Source organism: Acinetobacter sp. 802_lipA (assembly GCF_058242885.1).
In genome coordinates this window covers 1,761,551-1,776,718 of sequence record NZ_JBZAYP010000001.1, presented here as the reverse complement: position 1 = coordinate 1,776,718, position 15,168 = coordinate 1,761,551, and the positions used below count along the sequence as shown (strand labels likewise).

General features: G+C 43.1%; 15 protein-coding genes. 7 read left to right on the top strand and 8 right to left on the bottom strand.

The annotated features are described in order from the left end of the window. Window position 1: 1 nt before the first annotated feature. Entirely contained in the window at window positions 2-697 is a 696-nt protein-coding gene (locus AC4CU3_RS08785) for an HAD family hydrolase (RefSeq protein ID WP_004684191.1), read from the bottom strand. Continuing rightward, on the bottom strand, window positions 694-1,410 hold the full coding sequence (gene ubiG, locus AC4CU3_RS08780) for a bifunctional 2-polyprenyl-6-hydroxyphenol methylase/3-demethylubiquinol 3-O-methyltransferase UbiG (protein WP_004684193.1): 717 nt from the start codon (window positions 1,408-1,410) through the stop codon (window positions 694-696). Before ubiG ends, AC4CU3_RS08785 begins: the two co-directional genes overlap by 4 nt. Window positions 1,411-1,590: 180 nt before the next feature. Here ubiG and AC4CU3_RS08775 point away from each other — a divergent pair, with 180 nt between their 5' ends. Continuing rightward, window positions 1,591-2,208: a thiol:disulfide interchange protein DsbA/DsbL gene (locus tag AC4CU3_RS08775; RefSeq protein ID WP_004684194.1), complete on the top strand. Its 618-nt coding sequence runs from the start codon at window positions 1,591-1,593 to the stop codon at window positions 2,206-2,208. Between the two features lie 75 nt (window positions 2,209-2,283). On the opposite strand, the gene AC4CU3_RS08770 is transcribed toward AC4CU3_RS08775, so the two are convergent. Further along, window positions 2,284-3,918: an O-antigen ligase family protein gene (locus AC4CU3_RS08770; protein WP_004684195.1), complete on the bottom strand. Its 1,635-nt coding sequence runs from the start codon at window positions 3,916-3,918 to the stop codon at window positions 2,284-2,286. 108 nt (window positions 3,919-4,026) lie between these two features. Continuing rightward, complete coding sequence (locus AC4CU3_RS08765; RefSeq protein WP_004684197.1) at window positions 4,027-4,704, bottom strand: TetR family transcriptional regulator; 678 nt, start codon at window positions 4,702-4,704, stop codon at window positions 4,027-4,029. Window positions 4,705-4,865: 161 nt separating this feature from the next. On the opposite strand from AC4CU3_RS08765, the gene rph reads away from it, so the two are divergent. From rph to tnpC, 4 genes are all read left to right on the top strand, one after another. Continuing rightward, the gene (rph, locus tag AC4CU3_RS08760; RefSeq protein WP_490738112.1) at window positions 4,866-5,594 is read left to right on the top strand and encodes a ribonuclease PH; all 729 of its coding nucleotides are present in this window, start codon (window positions 4,866-4,868) and stop codon (window positions 5,592-5,594) included. A gap of 71 nt (window positions 5,595-5,665) precedes the next feature. Then, window positions 5,666-6,049, top strand: coding sequence for an IS66-like element accessory protein TnpA (gene tnpA / locus AC4CU3_RS08755; protein WP_004684363.1), 384 nt, complete (start codon window positions 5,666-5,668; stop codon window positions 6,047-6,049). Continuing rightward, a complete protein-coding gene (tnpB, locus tag AC4CU3_RS08750; protein ID WP_004642106.1) occupies window positions 6,046-6,381 on the top strand; it encodes an IS66 family insertion sequence element accessory protein TnpB in 336 nt (111 codons plus the stop codon). Before tnpA ends, tnpB begins: the two co-directional genes overlap by 4 nt. A 74-nt stretch (window positions 6,382-6,455) precedes the next feature. After that, window positions 6,456-8,060 carry an IS66 family transposase gene (gene tnpC, locus AC4CU3_RS08745; RefSeq protein ID WP_004684361.1) on the top strand — a complete coding sequence of 535 codons (1,605 nt, stop codon included), beginning with the start codon at window positions 6,456-6,458 and terminating at the stop codon, window positions 8,058-8,060. Between the two features lie 115 nt (window positions 8,061-8,175). Here the strand turns inward: tnpC and nadC are convergent, their stop codons facing one another. Then, entirely contained in the window at window positions 8,176-9,021 is an 846-nt protein-coding gene (nadC, locus tag AC4CU3_RS08740; RefSeq protein WP_004684200.1) for a carboxylating nicotinate-nucleotide diphosphorylase, read from the bottom strand. A 184-nt stretch (window positions 9,022-9,205) separates the two neighbouring features. On the opposite strand from nadC, the gene ampD reads away from it, so the two are divergent. Both ampD and murJ read left to right on the top strand, forming a co-directional pair. Further along, window positions 9,206-9,778, top strand: coding sequence for a 1,6-anhydro-N-acetylmuramyl-L-alanine amidase AmpD (gene ampD / locus AC4CU3_RS08735; protein ID WP_004684201.1), 573 nt, complete (start codon window positions 9,206-9,208; stop codon window positions 9,776-9,778). Between the two features lie 77 nt (window positions 9,779-9,855). Continuing rightward, window positions 9,856-11,412, top strand: a complete 1,557-nt coding sequence (gene murJ, locus AC4CU3_RS08730) for a murein biosynthesis integral membrane protein MurJ (RefSeq protein WP_171057596.1) — start codon at window positions 9,856-9,858, stop codon at window positions 11,410-11,412. A 277-nt stretch (window positions 11,413-11,689) separates the two neighbouring features. On the opposite strand, the gene bamJ (AC4CU3_RS08725) is transcribed toward murJ, so the two are convergent. The 3 genes from bamJ (AC4CU3_RS08725) to AC4CU3_RS08715 form a co-directional block, all read right to left on the bottom strand. After that, window positions 11,690-12,382 (bottom strand): BamJ family beta-barrel-assembly machinery protein, encoded by a 693-nt coding sequence (bamJ, locus tag AC4CU3_RS08725; RefSeq protein WP_004684203.1) that lies wholly within the window; start codon window positions 12,380-12,382, stop codon window positions 11,690-11,692. Window positions 12,383-12,436: 54 nt separating this feature from the next. Then, the gene (bamJ, locus tag AC4CU3_RS08720) at window positions 12,437-13,141 is read right to left on the bottom strand and encodes a BamJ family beta-barrel-assembly machinery protein (protein ID WP_004684205.1); all 705 of its coding nucleotides are present in this window, start codon (window positions 13,139-13,141) and stop codon (window positions 12,437-12,439) included. Between the two features lie 213 nt (window positions 13,142-13,354). Beyond that, window positions 13,355-15,163 (bottom strand): polysaccharide biosynthesis tyrosine autokinase, encoded by a 1,809-nt coding sequence (locus tag AC4CU3_RS08715; RefSeq protein WP_424895398.1) that lies wholly within the window; start codon window positions 15,161-15,163, stop codon window positions 13,355-13,357. Window positions 15,164-15,168 lie beyond the last annotated feature (5 nt).

Below are 15,168 nucleotides of genomic sequence, written 5' to 3'. Positions count from 1 at the left end.
ATCAAGTCAGTGAATTGGACGGTGTAGTTTGACTCACGAGAGACTGAATAACATCGTCCAATTCAGCCACAGTCTTCACTATACAATCTGCTTGCCACGCTGTTAAGTCATCTTTGTGCGCGAATGGTAAATAACCATAAGCCGCCAAAATGGTATACATCTGCGCATTACGACCCGCATCGATGTCACGTGGATGATCGCCAACATAGATACAGTCTTCAGGCGCAATCGTGATGTGCTTGGCTGCCAAATACATTGGTTCAGGATCAGGCTTGGTTTTGCTGACATCCTCTGGGCAGACCAAAACAGCGCAGCGTTTTGTCAAATCCAGCGCGTCTAATAATGCTTCACTGAGCCAACGTGGTTTATTGGTGACAATGCCCCATGGAATTTCTTGGTTTTCAAGTTTTTCAAGTAGCGGATACATGCCAGTAAATAGGTCGGTATCTACCGCAATATCCGCCCCATAGGTGTCTAAAAAACGCTGACGATGTGCCAGAAAAATTGGGTCTTCGACTTCCAGTTCTGGATAAACCAATTTCACCATAGCCCGTGCGCCTTCAGAGACTTGGCTACGGATCAGGTCTGCATCGACCACAGCGACGCCTTTTTCACGGCACATGTCTTGAATAATGCGAATAAAGTCGGCGGCAGTGTCGATCAGTGTGCCGTCAAGGTCGAATAAGACGGCTTTCATGCAGCACCTTCTTTTACGGTATAGACCATGTAATTGACATCGACATTTGGCGCTAACCAATAGCGTTTGGTCAATGGATTGTAATGTAAACCCGTCATGTCTTTCAGTTTGAGCCCTGCGCCGCGAATATCATGTGCCAGTTCTGAGGGCTTAATGAATTTTTGATAATCGTGGGTGCCTTTGGCTAACATGCGCAGTACATATTCAGCGCCAATAATAGCAAACAGGTAGGCTTTGGGATTACGGTTAATGGTGGAGAAGAATACATGACCACCTGGTTTCACCAGTTTATGGCAGGCTTCAATGATTGAGGCTGGATTGGGCACGTGTTCCAACATTTCCATGCAGGTCACGACATCGTATTGTCCTGCTTGTTCTTCTGCGAGCTGCTCCACTGGAATTTGGCGATATTCAATATGCTCAACACCTTCTTGTTCTGCATGTAAACGTGCCACATTCAGCGGAGCTTCGCCCATATCAATGCCGAGCACATCTGCACCACGACGTGCCATACTTTCAGCTAAAATTCCGCCACCACAGCCGACATCAAGAACTTTTTTCCCATTGAGTCCACCTGCATGTTCATCAATCCAGTTTAAGCGTAGTGGGTTGATCATATGTAAAGGGCGGAACTCCGAGTGCTGATCCCACCATATGGCAGCAAATGCTTCAAATTTGGCAATTTCTTGTGGATCAACATTCAGTTGCGACATCGTCGGCACCTCAATTTAAGTCATGATATTTAAAACGTTCAATAGGGCTTAGTGTAGCGTTTATTCTAGAAAAAGCGATAAAAGCCTGAAAAAAGTTCACAGAATGAAAACGAATTTGGCATATTTGATTTATAGTATTTGCATAAACTTATCATAATGATTTTGAGGACAATAAGTTCAATGAAAAAACTCCTTTTGAGTGGCTTAGCAACCGCTGTTTTCGCTATTTCCGGTAGCGCATTGGCTGCAAATTTTGTGGCAGGTCAGGACTATATCGTCGTACCAACACCTGTACAGGTGGAAGTGCCAGGAAAAATTGAAGTCCGCGAATTCTTTTGGTATGGCTGTGGTCACTGTTTTAAACTTGAACCGCATATGCAGACTTGGTTGAAAAAACTACCGAAAGATGTGCGTTTCGTGCGTACGCCAGCAGCCATGAATCCAGTGTGGGAGCAAGCGGCGCGAGCTTATTATGTGTCTGAGGCCTTGGGTGTACGTAAAAAGACCCACTTGACTTTATTCCATGCCATTCATGATCAAAATCAACCAATTCTAGAGCAACCTGCTTTAGCCAAGTTCTATACTCAGTTTGGTATTCCAGAAGCGAAATTTAACAGCACTTATAAATCATTTGCGATCACTTCAAAAATTGCACAAGCACAAGACTTAGCCAAGCGCTATCAACTCAGTGGTGTTCCTGCTGTGACGGTGAATGGTAAATATATTGTGCAAGGTGAAGATGCTAAAGTGACTCAAGTCGTGGATTACTTGATTGAAAAAGAACGCGCTGCAAAATAAGCTGAATGTGTTTGTAAGTCCTTATTCAATTAAAAAAGCCTGCTGATGCAGGCTTTTTTTATGGATTAATGATGTTTATTGCGCAGCTGATGCTGGCTGCAATAAATCCTCATAACGCAGCTCAATTTTTCTTAAGGTTTTTAAGCGCCATAGTTGATGACGAGCTTCGGCTTCATGTCCATTAAAGGCCAAGAGTTTGGCAAATTTGATCAAATCATAGGGAATCGGGTAGTTCAGCACCATTTCCTCATAGTCACGAATTTGCTCAGGGCTGACTTTGCTGTATGGATTTAACTGAATCCATTCAATGCGGCGGTTAAACTCCGACAGCAGTAAAATGTGATCTTGATTGGTGAACTTTTCAGGGGTGTGTTCATAACGAGAAGCTTGATTCAGCTTTGGTACCATCAACTCATAGTCACGAATAATCAGTGCGACCAAGACCACACAGACAGTAAATGTAATCGGCATGGCAAAGCTCGGTAAAGTCCACGTTTTCACTTTTTGCTGGGATTGAATGATCCCTAGAATCAACCCGAGTGGTAGTAAGAAATAAGCGTAGAACAACGGAAATTCGAGCATACCGTGAATCAGTAAAGCGCCGACCATCAGAAGTCCAATGACAGATTCGAGCGATGTCGCATGCTTTTGCAGTTGATAGCCCCAATAGCTGAGATAGGCAAAAAATGGAATCGCAATCACTAATCCATTCCACAACATAAAGTCGAGAATGAAGTTGTGCGCACTTTTCACCCAAACGGGGCCTTGGAACTGATCACTGATTAGGGTGTAAGCCACACTGGTTTGATGCCAACCATAACCAAACCAAGGTCGCTCAGCAATGGCATGGAGCATCTGTTGCCAAATGGCAAGACGTGACATATCGCCCGTTGCTCGCGCAACCGCATCACGGGTTTGGGTCACTTCGACATTAGACAGCTGAGCCAACAGGTGATTGAGTTGTGGAATAAACGCAGTAAATGCAATGAACAACGCAAACCATGCGAGAGCACTATACCACTTCAGTTGAACCACACCTTTGTACTGTTGATAGAGCAAATACAGCAGTAGACAGATACTTGCGACCCATGATGTGCGGGACTGACTCAGGGCTACCGCAAATAACATCAATGCAGCACTTGCGCACAGCAGAATCGAGCTGAGTTTTTTCTTTTCAAATAGGTACAGTGTGCCGAGTAAGGACAGTATCAGAAAGCTTGCCATATTGTTCGGCTGAGCAAAGTTGGCATAAGGACGATCGCCTTTTAAAGTGGTCATACCGGGAATGTACTGTTCAATATTGAGCCATTGGCAAGTGGCGATGAGCGCTGTTACCAGACCGACCGACCAAAATACACTACACAGACCACTAAATAATTGCTCACGTTCCAAGGGTTTTTGGCTCAGGTTAAAACCTAAAACCATACTCAGCCAAAATGCAAAGATATATAAGCCACACATCAGTGCTTTGCTGAAAAAGAACAGCTCGCCAAAACCGTACTGAATGAAGGGCACCAGACTCAATAGCAATAGTGGCAGACTCACTTTCGGGAGCAAGAGTTTTTCTTTTAAAAATAAGGCAGAGAGTGCAAATAAAGATAAAAATGCAAACAATTCACCTGTATAGGTGACCCAAGGGCGATAATGAATGGGCAATAGCCATGCCAAGGCAATACAGACACTCGCCGCTAAAAAAAGAAAAAAACGCATAGGAGCTACAGATGAAAAAACTGGCTCTATGATAGTGAAAAAGCATCCAAGTTTGAGTAAAGCGCATTAAAAATTTTGTAATACACCAAAATTGCGTCTGCGAGCGGCTTAATGCAAAGTCGGATTGGCGTGTTTGGTTTGAGCAGATGGTCGTTGCCAATTGGAGATTCCACGGAACATGAGTTGAATCTGCACGATGGTTTGCAGTTTAAATGCAGCCTGCTGCTGTTGGAGTTTATCGAGAGCTACATCTCGACTCAAACCAATCCAGCGCATGGCCCAGTTAAAGGAGGCATCCATTAAAATATTGGCCAATACTTTGAGGTCTTCGCTGTCATGAATATGTTGCATGCTTTCAATACGGGTTAGTTCATGGGCGAAGTCATCGATTAAAAAGGCAATTTCTCGCTCAACGGCTGCACGGATCAAGGCTGACCCACCCCAACGTTCTCCAATCAAGAAAATCCACTGTTCAGGATGTTGCTCTACAGCATGAAAAAATAGATCTAAACTATGCTCAATCGTGGCATGTGGACCATAAACATAGCTTTGTCCTAATTGCGTCAACATACTTTTGATGTGGAGCGCAGCTTGATCGACCAGTTCAAGTCCCAGCTCATCCAAATCATTAAAGTGACGATAAAAAGCGGTCGGTACTAACCCTACTTGGCGAGTGACTTCACGCAGACTAATGCGAGCAAAGGAACGTCCAGAGGTGCTGAGTTGTAATGCAGCATTCAGCAAAGCTTGGCGGCTTTGTTGTTTACGTTCTTCTCGAATCGACATAGATGATTGCCTCAGCCTCTTTTAAGCTTCAGTTTAACAAAGAATATGGATGGGTAGGGAAACAGGCGATCAATTACAAATGCAATGCAGTCAGACAAATGCTTTGGGTCTGCTTCTGCTATACTATGCGCCAACCTATTTAGTCAGATGAAGGGCGTATTATGCGTATCGACCAACGAACATTAGATCAATTACGTGATGTCACCATTACTCGTAACTACACACGTTATGCGGAAGGTTCGGTATTGGTTGAGTTTGGTCATACCAAAGTTCTTTGTACGGCAAGTATTGATAACTCAGTGCCACGCTTTTTAAAAGGCAAGGGTCAAGGCTGGGTAACCGCTGAATATGGCATGTTGCCACGTTCGACGCATACCCGTAGTGACCGTGAGGCTGCGCGTGGTAAGCAAAGTGGTCGTACTCAAGAAATTCAACGTTTGATTGGCCGTAGTCTACGCGCTATGGTGGATTTAAAAAAATTAGGTGAAAACACCATTACCATCGACTGTGATGTGATTCAGGCAGATGGCGGTACACGTACTGCTGCGATCACTGGTGCTGCGGTGGCCCTCATTGATGCGATGAACACATTGCTTGAGAAAAAGAAAATTAAGCAAGATCCATTAAAAGGCTTAGTGGCTGCAATTTCAGTCGGTATTTTCCAAGACGAAGTGCTTTTAGACTTGTGCTATGAAGAAGACTCAAACTGCCAAACGGATTTAAACGTGGTCATGACCCAAGCTGGCGAGTTTATTGAAATTCAAGGTACGGCAGAAGATAAACCATTTACCCGTGTACAGTGCAATGCCATGTTAGAAATGGCGGAAAAGGGCATTCAAGAATTGGTGAAAAAACAGCAGCAAGCACTGGGCTGGGTAAGCGTCCGCTGAACACACCTTATGAATTCGTCCTATAAGCCTTAATTTAGTCCTGACTTAAAAACAAGTGGGAACTTAAATTTATGACTACAAATAACCAGACATCCATCGCATCTCTTACGATAAAACGAAGAACATATAGTGCTGAATTTAAACAGCAGATCGTTCAGGCGTGTAAAGCATCGGAGGTTTCAATTGCTTCGGTCGCTTTGCAACATGGATTGAATACAAATCTTGTATCCAAATGGATTCGCTTAATTGATGCTAAGCCAGGGAATGATCGCTCACTACTACCGAATAAACCTGCATTTATTACCTTATCTTGCTCCGCACCATTAGATCCTATCCCTACTGGCATGTTAACGGTTCAAATTACTTTACCCCACTCAAAAGCAGAAATTGGCTTGAAATGGCAAGTATCAGAAATATCTGCTTTAGCAGAATTACTCAAGGCACTTACAACATGATCCGTATCGATGAAATCTGGTTGTCTACTCAGCCCATGGACATGCGTGCAGGTATGGATACGGCCATGGCTCAGGTGGTGAGAGCCTTTGGCTACATCAAACCGCATTGTGCTTACCTGTTCTGTAATAAACGTGGCCATCGCATGAAAGTGCTGGTACATGATGGACTGGGCATCTGGCTGTGTGCCCGGCGGTTGGAACAGGGAAAATTTCACTGGGCTAAAGTTCACCAGGGTGAAAGCGTAGCCCTCAGCCCAGAACAGTTACAGGCACTGATCCAGGGTTTGCCTTGGCAGCGCATTGGACGACAGCAAGTGGTCACAATGCTCTAAACTAGCTTGGTCCATTCTGCTATTCTCCAAACGTTCTATTTCATTCTTCTCATGACCTCAGGCATACTGCGGTCATGAATACACTGCCTGATTTAAGCCAACTGACCCATGAACAACTGCTGGAATTTACCCGGCAGTTGGCAATGCAGCATCAGTCTTTGGCACAATCAAATCAAGAATTAGAAAAATCAAACCAGCAATTGGATGCCAAAGTTCAACATCTTTCCATTCTCACGCAAAAATACGAGCATGAGCTCGCACTATTTAAACAGCACAAATTTGGCAGTAAAAACGAACATCTCACCGCAAAACAAATCCATCTGTGGGATGAAGCGGTCGAAGAAGATATTGCCGCTGTTGATCTGGAACTGGAACGGCTGAATGCAGATAAAACTGATGCAGCGACACACAAAGCCACAGTCAACAAACCTAAACGTCGACTGCTGCCCGATCATCTACACACCATCCGTATCGAGCATGAACCAACATCAACCCAATGTGCTTGTGGCTGCACCTTGCGTCGTATCGGCGAAGATATCAGTGAAAAACTACATTTCAGACCGGCACAGTTCTATAAGGAACAGCATGTGCGTGGCAAATGGGTCTGTGATCAGTGTGACACCCTGACTCAGCAAGCGATGCCTGCCTATGTGATTGATAAAGGCATTGCTTCACCTGAACTGCTCAGCCATGTGCTGGTATCGAAGTATGCCGATCATTTACCGCTGTACCGTCAACGTCTGATCTATCAGCGGGCGGGAATCGAGCTTTCTAGATCAACGTTATCTGACTGGATAGGTCGCTGCGGTGTGGAACTGGAACCTCTGGCCAATGCCTTAAAACAGGTGGTGCTGCAACAGCGGGTGATCCATGCCGATGAAACGCCGGTCACCATCATGCGGATGGGTGATGATGAGAAAAAACCGAAGAAAGGTTATGTCTGGGCCTATGCCACTACACAGTACAATCCAGTTCAAGCGGTGATCTATGACTTTCAGGATAGCCGTTCAGGTCAGCATGCAGAAGAGTTCCTGAATGGCTGGCAGGGCCATCTGGTCTGTGATGATTACAGTGGTTATAAAGCACGCTTTAAATCAGGCGATGTCATAGAGGTGGGCTGCATGGCGCATGCACGTCGTAAATTCCATGAGCTACATGTGACCGGGAAAAGTCAGATCGCTGAACAGGCATTACTGATGATTCAGAAACTGTATGCGATAGAAGCAGAACTCAGGAAAAAGACCGATGGTACAGCAGAACACCGCCGCGAATACCGACAACAGCACAGCCAACCGGTGATGCAACAACTGTGTGAATGGCTCAACCAACATTATCTGACGGTGCCATCGAGTTCTCCCACCGCCAAGGCCATCAATTACAGTCTGAAGCGTTGGCCAGCCTTAAGCCGCTATCTGGATGATGGCAATCTACCCATTGACAATAACTGGGCAGAGAACTCAATGCGTCCCTGGGCATTGGGCCGTAAGAACTGGTTGTTTGCAGGTTCGCTGCGCAGTGGACAGCGAGCGGCAAATATCATGACTTTAATCCAGTCAGCAAAGCTGAATGGGTTGGATCCGTATGCCTATCTCAGTGATGTGCTGAAAAGGCTGCCGACGCATAAAGCGACCCAAATAGAAGAATTACTACCACATCGCTGGAAATCCAACTCAAATTAAAAAATAGGCATGGGGTTCAGCGGACGCTTACTGGGCTGGTAAGTTTTAACGCAATAAAAAACGCACTCTAGAGTGCGTTTTTTATTGCGTGTGGATTGAATGCGAACTATTGGAATTAAGCATTAAAACGCATAGAAAGGTCGACTGCTTTGACATCTTTGGTCAATACACCCATCGAAATATAATCCACGCCTGTGCTTGCGACTTCACGTAAGTTGGCAATGGTGATATTCCCTGACGCTTCCAATTTACAACGTCCTGCAACATACTTGACCGCATCAATCATTTGTTGCTGGCTAAAGTTATCTAACATCACGATATCGGCTTGGGCTTCCAATGCTTGGTCTAATTCAGCCCAAGTTTCAACTTCGACTTCGACAGGTTTGCCTGGGGCAATTTGATGCGCTTTGGCAATAGCTTGAGCAATGCCACCCGCTGCCATGATGTGATTTTCTTTAATTAAAAAAGCATCGAATAGACCTAAACGGTGGTTTTGACCACCACCGACCGCGACAGCATATTTCTGGGCAATACGCAGACCTGGTAGGGTTTTACGGGTGTCGAGCAACTTGGTGTTTAAGCCATCGAGCTGTTTGACATATTCCGCAGTTTTGCTGGCCACAGCAGATAGCGTTTGTACAAAGTTGAGTGCAGGGCGTTCAACCGTAAGTAAGCTGCGTGCTGAACCCGCCAGTTTAAAAATGGTTTCATTGGCACGAACCAGATCGCCATCATTTTTTAGCCACGTGATTTGTACACTGGAATCGAAAGCTGCAATTAATGCATTGACCCAAGGTTGACCTGCAAGAATCATGTCTTCACGGCTAATAATGGTCGCAGTCGCTTGTTCATCTTCAGGCGTCAAAAGTGCCGTAATGTCACCATCACCAATGTCTTCTTGTAATGCCTGTTGAATATTCAGTTGAATAGATTGTTCAAGCAGTTGCTGCGATATGCTCATCCGATTGTCCGTATCTTTATAGAAGCCATGAAAATTGCGCAATATATTAGCATTTTTCCTGAAAGAGGCGTGAAAATTTCAGAATCAAACGCTGATCAATTTGAGAAATAACGGGGAAAGATTTAGCATGAGAGACATTAAAAAAGATTGCCCAAAGGGCGTAATGGGTTTGAGGAATAAAAATATGCAGGTCATTCCGTCGTTTCAAGTGCACGCAGGGCAACTGCTAGGAGCGAGACAAATTCCATCGCCTAATTTTAATGCACGTCCTGCTGATACTGAGGTTCAACTGATTGTCATCCATAATATCAGCTTGCCTCCCTCACAGTTTGGCGGCGGCTATATTGAACAATTTTTTCAAAATCAATTAGATTGGTCAGTACATCCATATTTTCAAACTATTCAAGGCATGCAAGTCTCAGCGCATTTACTGATTTTAAGAAGTGGCGAAGTCTTACAATTTGTCAATTTTAACGACCGTGCATGGCATGCAGGACGCTCAAGCTATCTGGCTAAAAAAGAGTGCAATGATTATTCGATTGGTATTGAGCTTGAGGGCAGTGATGACTTACCTTTTGAAGATGCTCAATATGAAACATTGGTACACGTGACGGCCTGTTTACAACAGGCCTATCCTCAAATTCAGCAGCATTTGGCGGGACATTCCGATATTGCACCAGGACGTAAGACCGATCCAGGCCCATTTTTTGATTGGTTAGACTATCGAAATCGTTTGCAGCAGTTAAAAAGTCAATGAATTGAGAGTCAACAACAACATTAAACAATCAAATATTCGCTGAAGTTTCATTACAATAGCGGCAAATGAAAAACTAGGTGGATACGATGGCGCTGTGGCGGTCAACCGTAATTGTAAGTGCAATGACCATGCTTTCTCGGGTCTTGGGTTTGGTACGAGACATTGTCTTACTAAATGTCTTTGGTGCGGGGAAAGATTTCGATACCTTTGTGGTGGCCTTTCGTATCCCGAACTTCTTCCGTCGGTTATTTGCTGAGGGAGCATTCTCACAGGCGTTTATTCCAGTACTGACCGAATATAAAACTGGGCGTACCCATGCGGAAGTTCAGATTCTGATTAGCCGTGTCTTTGGTTGTTTGATGACGGTTATGACGGCTTTAACCTTTCTCGCTATGGTTGCAGCTCCAGCAGTGTTATACATCTATGCACCGGGTTTCCATGCCGATCCAGAGAAGTTTGATCTTGCAGTTTCTATGTTCCGCCTCACTATTCCTTATTTATTGTTTATGTCGCTGACAGCCTTTGCCAGCAGTATTCTAAATAGTTATGGATCCTTTGCTTCACCCGCATTTTCACCAGTATTGCTGAATGTTGCGATGATTGCGGGGGCATGGTGGCTGACGCCGTATATGGCAGAACCGATTATGGCACTCGGTTGGGCAGTGATTGCTGCGGGTGTATTGCAATTAGCGATCCAAATTCCTGAACTTTGGCATAAAAAATTACTGATTCCACCGAAAGTTGATTTTAAACATGAAGGGGTGGATCGCATCATGAAATTGATGCTGCCAGCGCTATTTGGTGTTTCCGTCACGCAAATCAACTTACTCCTGAACACCATTTGGGCTTCGTTTATGCAAGACGGTTCAGTGTCATGGTTGTACAGTGCGGAACGTATGACTGAATTACCTTTGGGCTTGATTGGGGTAGCGATTGGTACGGTGATTTTACCCGCATTGTCGACCCGTCATGCAGAGCAAGATATGTCGAAGTTCCGTGGCATGATGGATTGGGCTGCGAAGGTCATTGTTTTAGTGGGGGTGCCAGCGAGTATCGCGCTGTTTATGTTATCGACCCCCATTATTCAGGCCCTGTTCCAACGCGGTCAATTCACCATTGAAGATACTCAAATGACGGCTTTAGCTCTGCAATGTATGAGTGCTGGGGTGATTTCATTTATGTTGATTAAAGTCTTTGCACCTGGATTTTATGCGCAGCAAGACACCAAAACACCAGTTCGTGTCGGTTTAATGGCCGTTGCCGCAAATGCGATTTTAAACGTGGTATTTATTGGCTTCTTTAAACTGATTGACTGGCAGGCAGAGCATATGGCTTTGGCTTTAGCCTCTTCGGGTTCTGCTCTGGTGAATGCGGGGATGCTGTATTTCTATCTACACAAACGCGATATTTTCCGTTTTGGTGCACATTGGAAAAAACTGTTTATCCAGTTCGGTATTTCTAACGCCGTGATGATTGCGGCTTTGTGGTATGCATTGACTTGGTATAATGGTGACGTGTCACAGTGGATTCGCGTTGCCGAAGTGATCGGGCTGTGTGTGGTGGGTGTTGTGGCTTATGCGGTTGGTTTACTCCTTACAGGCTTTAGACCACGTCACCTCAAACATGAAGCATAAAACAAGGTGCTGCTTTTTTTCTGCTTCAAGACAAGCGAAGCGCGTAGCTTAAAAAAGCATGACTTGATTTAAGAATATATTGAAATGGCTTTGTTGCATAAATATGTAAGCATCTGATTTAAATAAATTTAATTTTGGATCAAAAAATAATCAAAACTTTTAAAATCATATAGTTATGAAATCTTTGTGCAACAAAGCCTATTGAAATTAATAAAAAGCCTGATCACGAAGATCAGGCTTTTTATTTTGTATATAGTATTACCTTTGCATTGCTACTTTATTTTGGCAACACTTCAATCAGTTCCACATCAAAAATCAAGGTGCTGTTCGGTTCAATCACATCGCCTGAACCAATTTGGCCATAGCCCAGTTTAGCAGGAATAAAGAAGCGATATTTTGCGCCTTCTTTCATTAGCTGTAAGCCTTCAGTCCAACCTTGAATCACTTGGCTGACTTGAAACTCCGCAGGCTGTTGACGTGCAATCGAGCTGTCAAAAACGGTCTGATCAATCAAACGCCCTTCATAATGGACTTTGACTTTACTGTTGGCCTTAGGTGACTTGCCTTGGCCTTGTTGTAAAACCATATATTGCAGGCCTGAAGCCGTGGTTTTTACCTCGGGTTTTTTCGCATTTTCAGCTAAAAAGGCTGCACCAATTTTGGCATTTTTATCAGCCAGTTGTTTAACTTCTAATAACTGTTTTGCCTCGGCTTGGCGTTTATATTGGGTGAGTACTCGCGCCATGTCTTCATCACTTAATGAAGCAGCTTGACCTTTAGATGCTTCACGTAACCCTTGCACAAAAGCATCGAGATCTAAATCTTGAATAGACTCGGCATTGCTCCGACCCATGAGGTAGCCAAAGCTATAACCGACTTGTTGGTTGATACTGCTTTTATTATTAATCGGTGCAGCAAAAACAGGTGTAGAAAGTAACAAGCCACAGAGTAATGTTGTTTGAATTTTCATCTTGTATTCTCAATAAAAAGAGGAGAGCAAAAGCTCTCCTTTGATTGACTTGTCTTATTTTACTTTGATCAGTTCAACATCAAAAATAAGCGTGCTGTTGGCTGGAATCATACCAGGTACACCTTGTGGGCCATAACCTAAGTTCGAAGGGATGTAGAGGGTCGCTTTCCCACCTTCTTTCATGAGTTGTAGACCTTCAGTCCAACCCGGAATCACTTGGTTTAAAGGAAACTCAATCGGTTCGCCACGTTCAAGCGAACTATCGAAGACTTTACCGTCGACCAATTGGCCTTTGTAATGCACGGTAACGACAGAGCTGGCAGTGGGTTGCTTGCCTGTGCCTTCTTGCGTAATTTTGTACTGTAAGCCTGACACTGTGGTTTTTACCCCAGGTTTTTTCGCATTTTCAGTTAAGAAGCTGTCACTGGTTGTTTGTGCTTGCTTCGCATCATTAGCCTGTTTTTGCTGCATTTCTTCTTGGAACTGCTCATAGGCTTGTTTTAATTCTTCTTCGCTATAGGCAGGTTGGCTACGAGCATGACCGGCACGGACACCCGTTACAAAACTGTTAATATCGAGTTCTGGTGGAGTTTGATGAGCAACCTCATAACCCAGTGCATAGCTAATTTTTTCTACGGCAGATGCATTTTTTGAAACTTGGGCTTCGGCTGAAGCTGGGTGTTGAGATGCATAATAAACGGGAACAAGTGCAGCACCGCCTAGAATAACAGCTACAGCAATGGGTAAGGCTTTACTCATGTGAAATTTTTCCTAATTCTATTACATTCAAAAAGTTTTTTAGCATCTTAGCAGACTTCATGAATGACGTGTTTTGTACCACCAGTACATTTTCAAATTAATATATGCCGAAGTCCTTAAAAAAACTATAAGGATTTGAATATATAAACGTTTGTCATACAAAATAAAAAGCCAGAAATCAAGTTCTGGCTTTTTATCGGTTAGAGAATGTATTTAGTCTGATTCTTTATTGGCTTTATAGGCATAAGCATAGTTATAACCATAGCCATAACCGCCTGCTTCACGTTGAATATCATTCAAAATAAAGCCGTTGACTTTCACGCCAGCTTGTTCAAAGCGATTGATGGTTAACTCAAGCTCTTTCATTTGTGTTTTCGCATAACGCGCAATCACTAAATTAACGCCTGTATATTGAGAAATAATAATCCCATCCGTTACAGCCAGTACTGGTGGTGTGTCGATGATCACATGATCGAACTTCTCAGACAGTTGTTCCAAGACGTTCTTAAACTGAGCCGAGCTTAAGAGTTCAGATGGATTGGTTGGACTTTTACCTTTGGAGATGACGCTTAAGCCAGGTACTTCAGTATTTCGAATCACTGTCTCTAAGCTGTGTTGGCCATTGAGTAATTCAGTGAGACCTGGTTGAGTGTCGTAGTTAAAGTACTTATGTAAATATCCACGACGTAAGTCAGCATCTACAATCAAAACACGTTTATCGCTTTGCGCCAAAATTGTGGCTAAGTTGGTCGAAATAAAAGATTTCCCGACTTCTGGTGCTGGGCCTGAAATCATAATCAGGTTATTTTTTGCAGAACTTAAAGCAAAATGAATGGCGGTACGCATACTACGTAAGCTTTCAATCGCAATATCATCACTGTTTTTAACAGCCAAAATAGGAATATTCTTTTTCTTTTTCAGAATGTTAATACGGCTTTCTTGAACAGGAGAACGCGGCACCGTTGCATATACAGGTAGATCAAGGTTGTTTTCAATTTGAGCAGAGTCTTTGATACCCGAACGCAGCATGTTACGAATAAGTGCAATTAATACACCAATAAAACCACCTACAAATAATGATAAAATCAAAATGATTAATTTTTTAGGCTTGATTGGTCGTTCAGGTTCAACAGCTGTGTCGATGATACGGACATTACCAATTTCCCCAGCATTTGCAATTTTGAGCTGTTGGTAGCTATTAAGAAGTGATGTATAAAGCTCAGTATTTACTTTGACATCACGATAAAGTTGTAAGTACAGGCGCTGTGTTTCTGGAAGTTGTTTAATAGACTTGTTTAATTCTTGAGTCTTTTGATTTAAAGAATTTACCTGTGCATTAATTTCAGCCATCAACGGATGATCAAGTGTATATTTAGCAGACAATTCGGCTTGTTTCTGTTTTAACTCAATACGCATTTTCTCAAGTTCAATATTTTGCTTGAGCATGAGTTCAGCTTCTTGAGTGACATCTACCGTATTGTATTTTTCACGAAACTCATTAAATTTAATTTCAGATTGTTCAAGTTGTTGCTTTAATTCAGGTAATTGTTGATCTAAGAAATTGAGGGTTTGTTTTGATTCTAACGATTTACGCTCAATATTTTGTTGGTGATAAATTTCTAAAATATGATTCAGCACATTAGTAATATGCTGTTTATCTTCTCCAGCATAATTTAAACCAATGACACCTGTCATTTTCCCTTTTTCTGCTACACCATAATTTAATTTTAAGTTTTTGACAGCTGAAGGCAGTGAGAGTTTAGATAATATAAAAGCGTGTTCAAATGGCTGTGTACTTGAAATATTAATTTTCCAAGCTCCATAGCCGTCAACAAATTGATTGAGTTGATTTAAACGACCCTCAAAGATCACTTTATCTTTATGACTTAGGGTAAATTTAGAGTCTGCTTTGAAATCTAAAGTCAGTTTTTTATCTAAATAATAATTTGGAACACTGAACTCTTTAACTAAAAAATTATTTTGCTTGGTGCTATAACTAACACCTTGGCCATCAAATTTCAATTGGC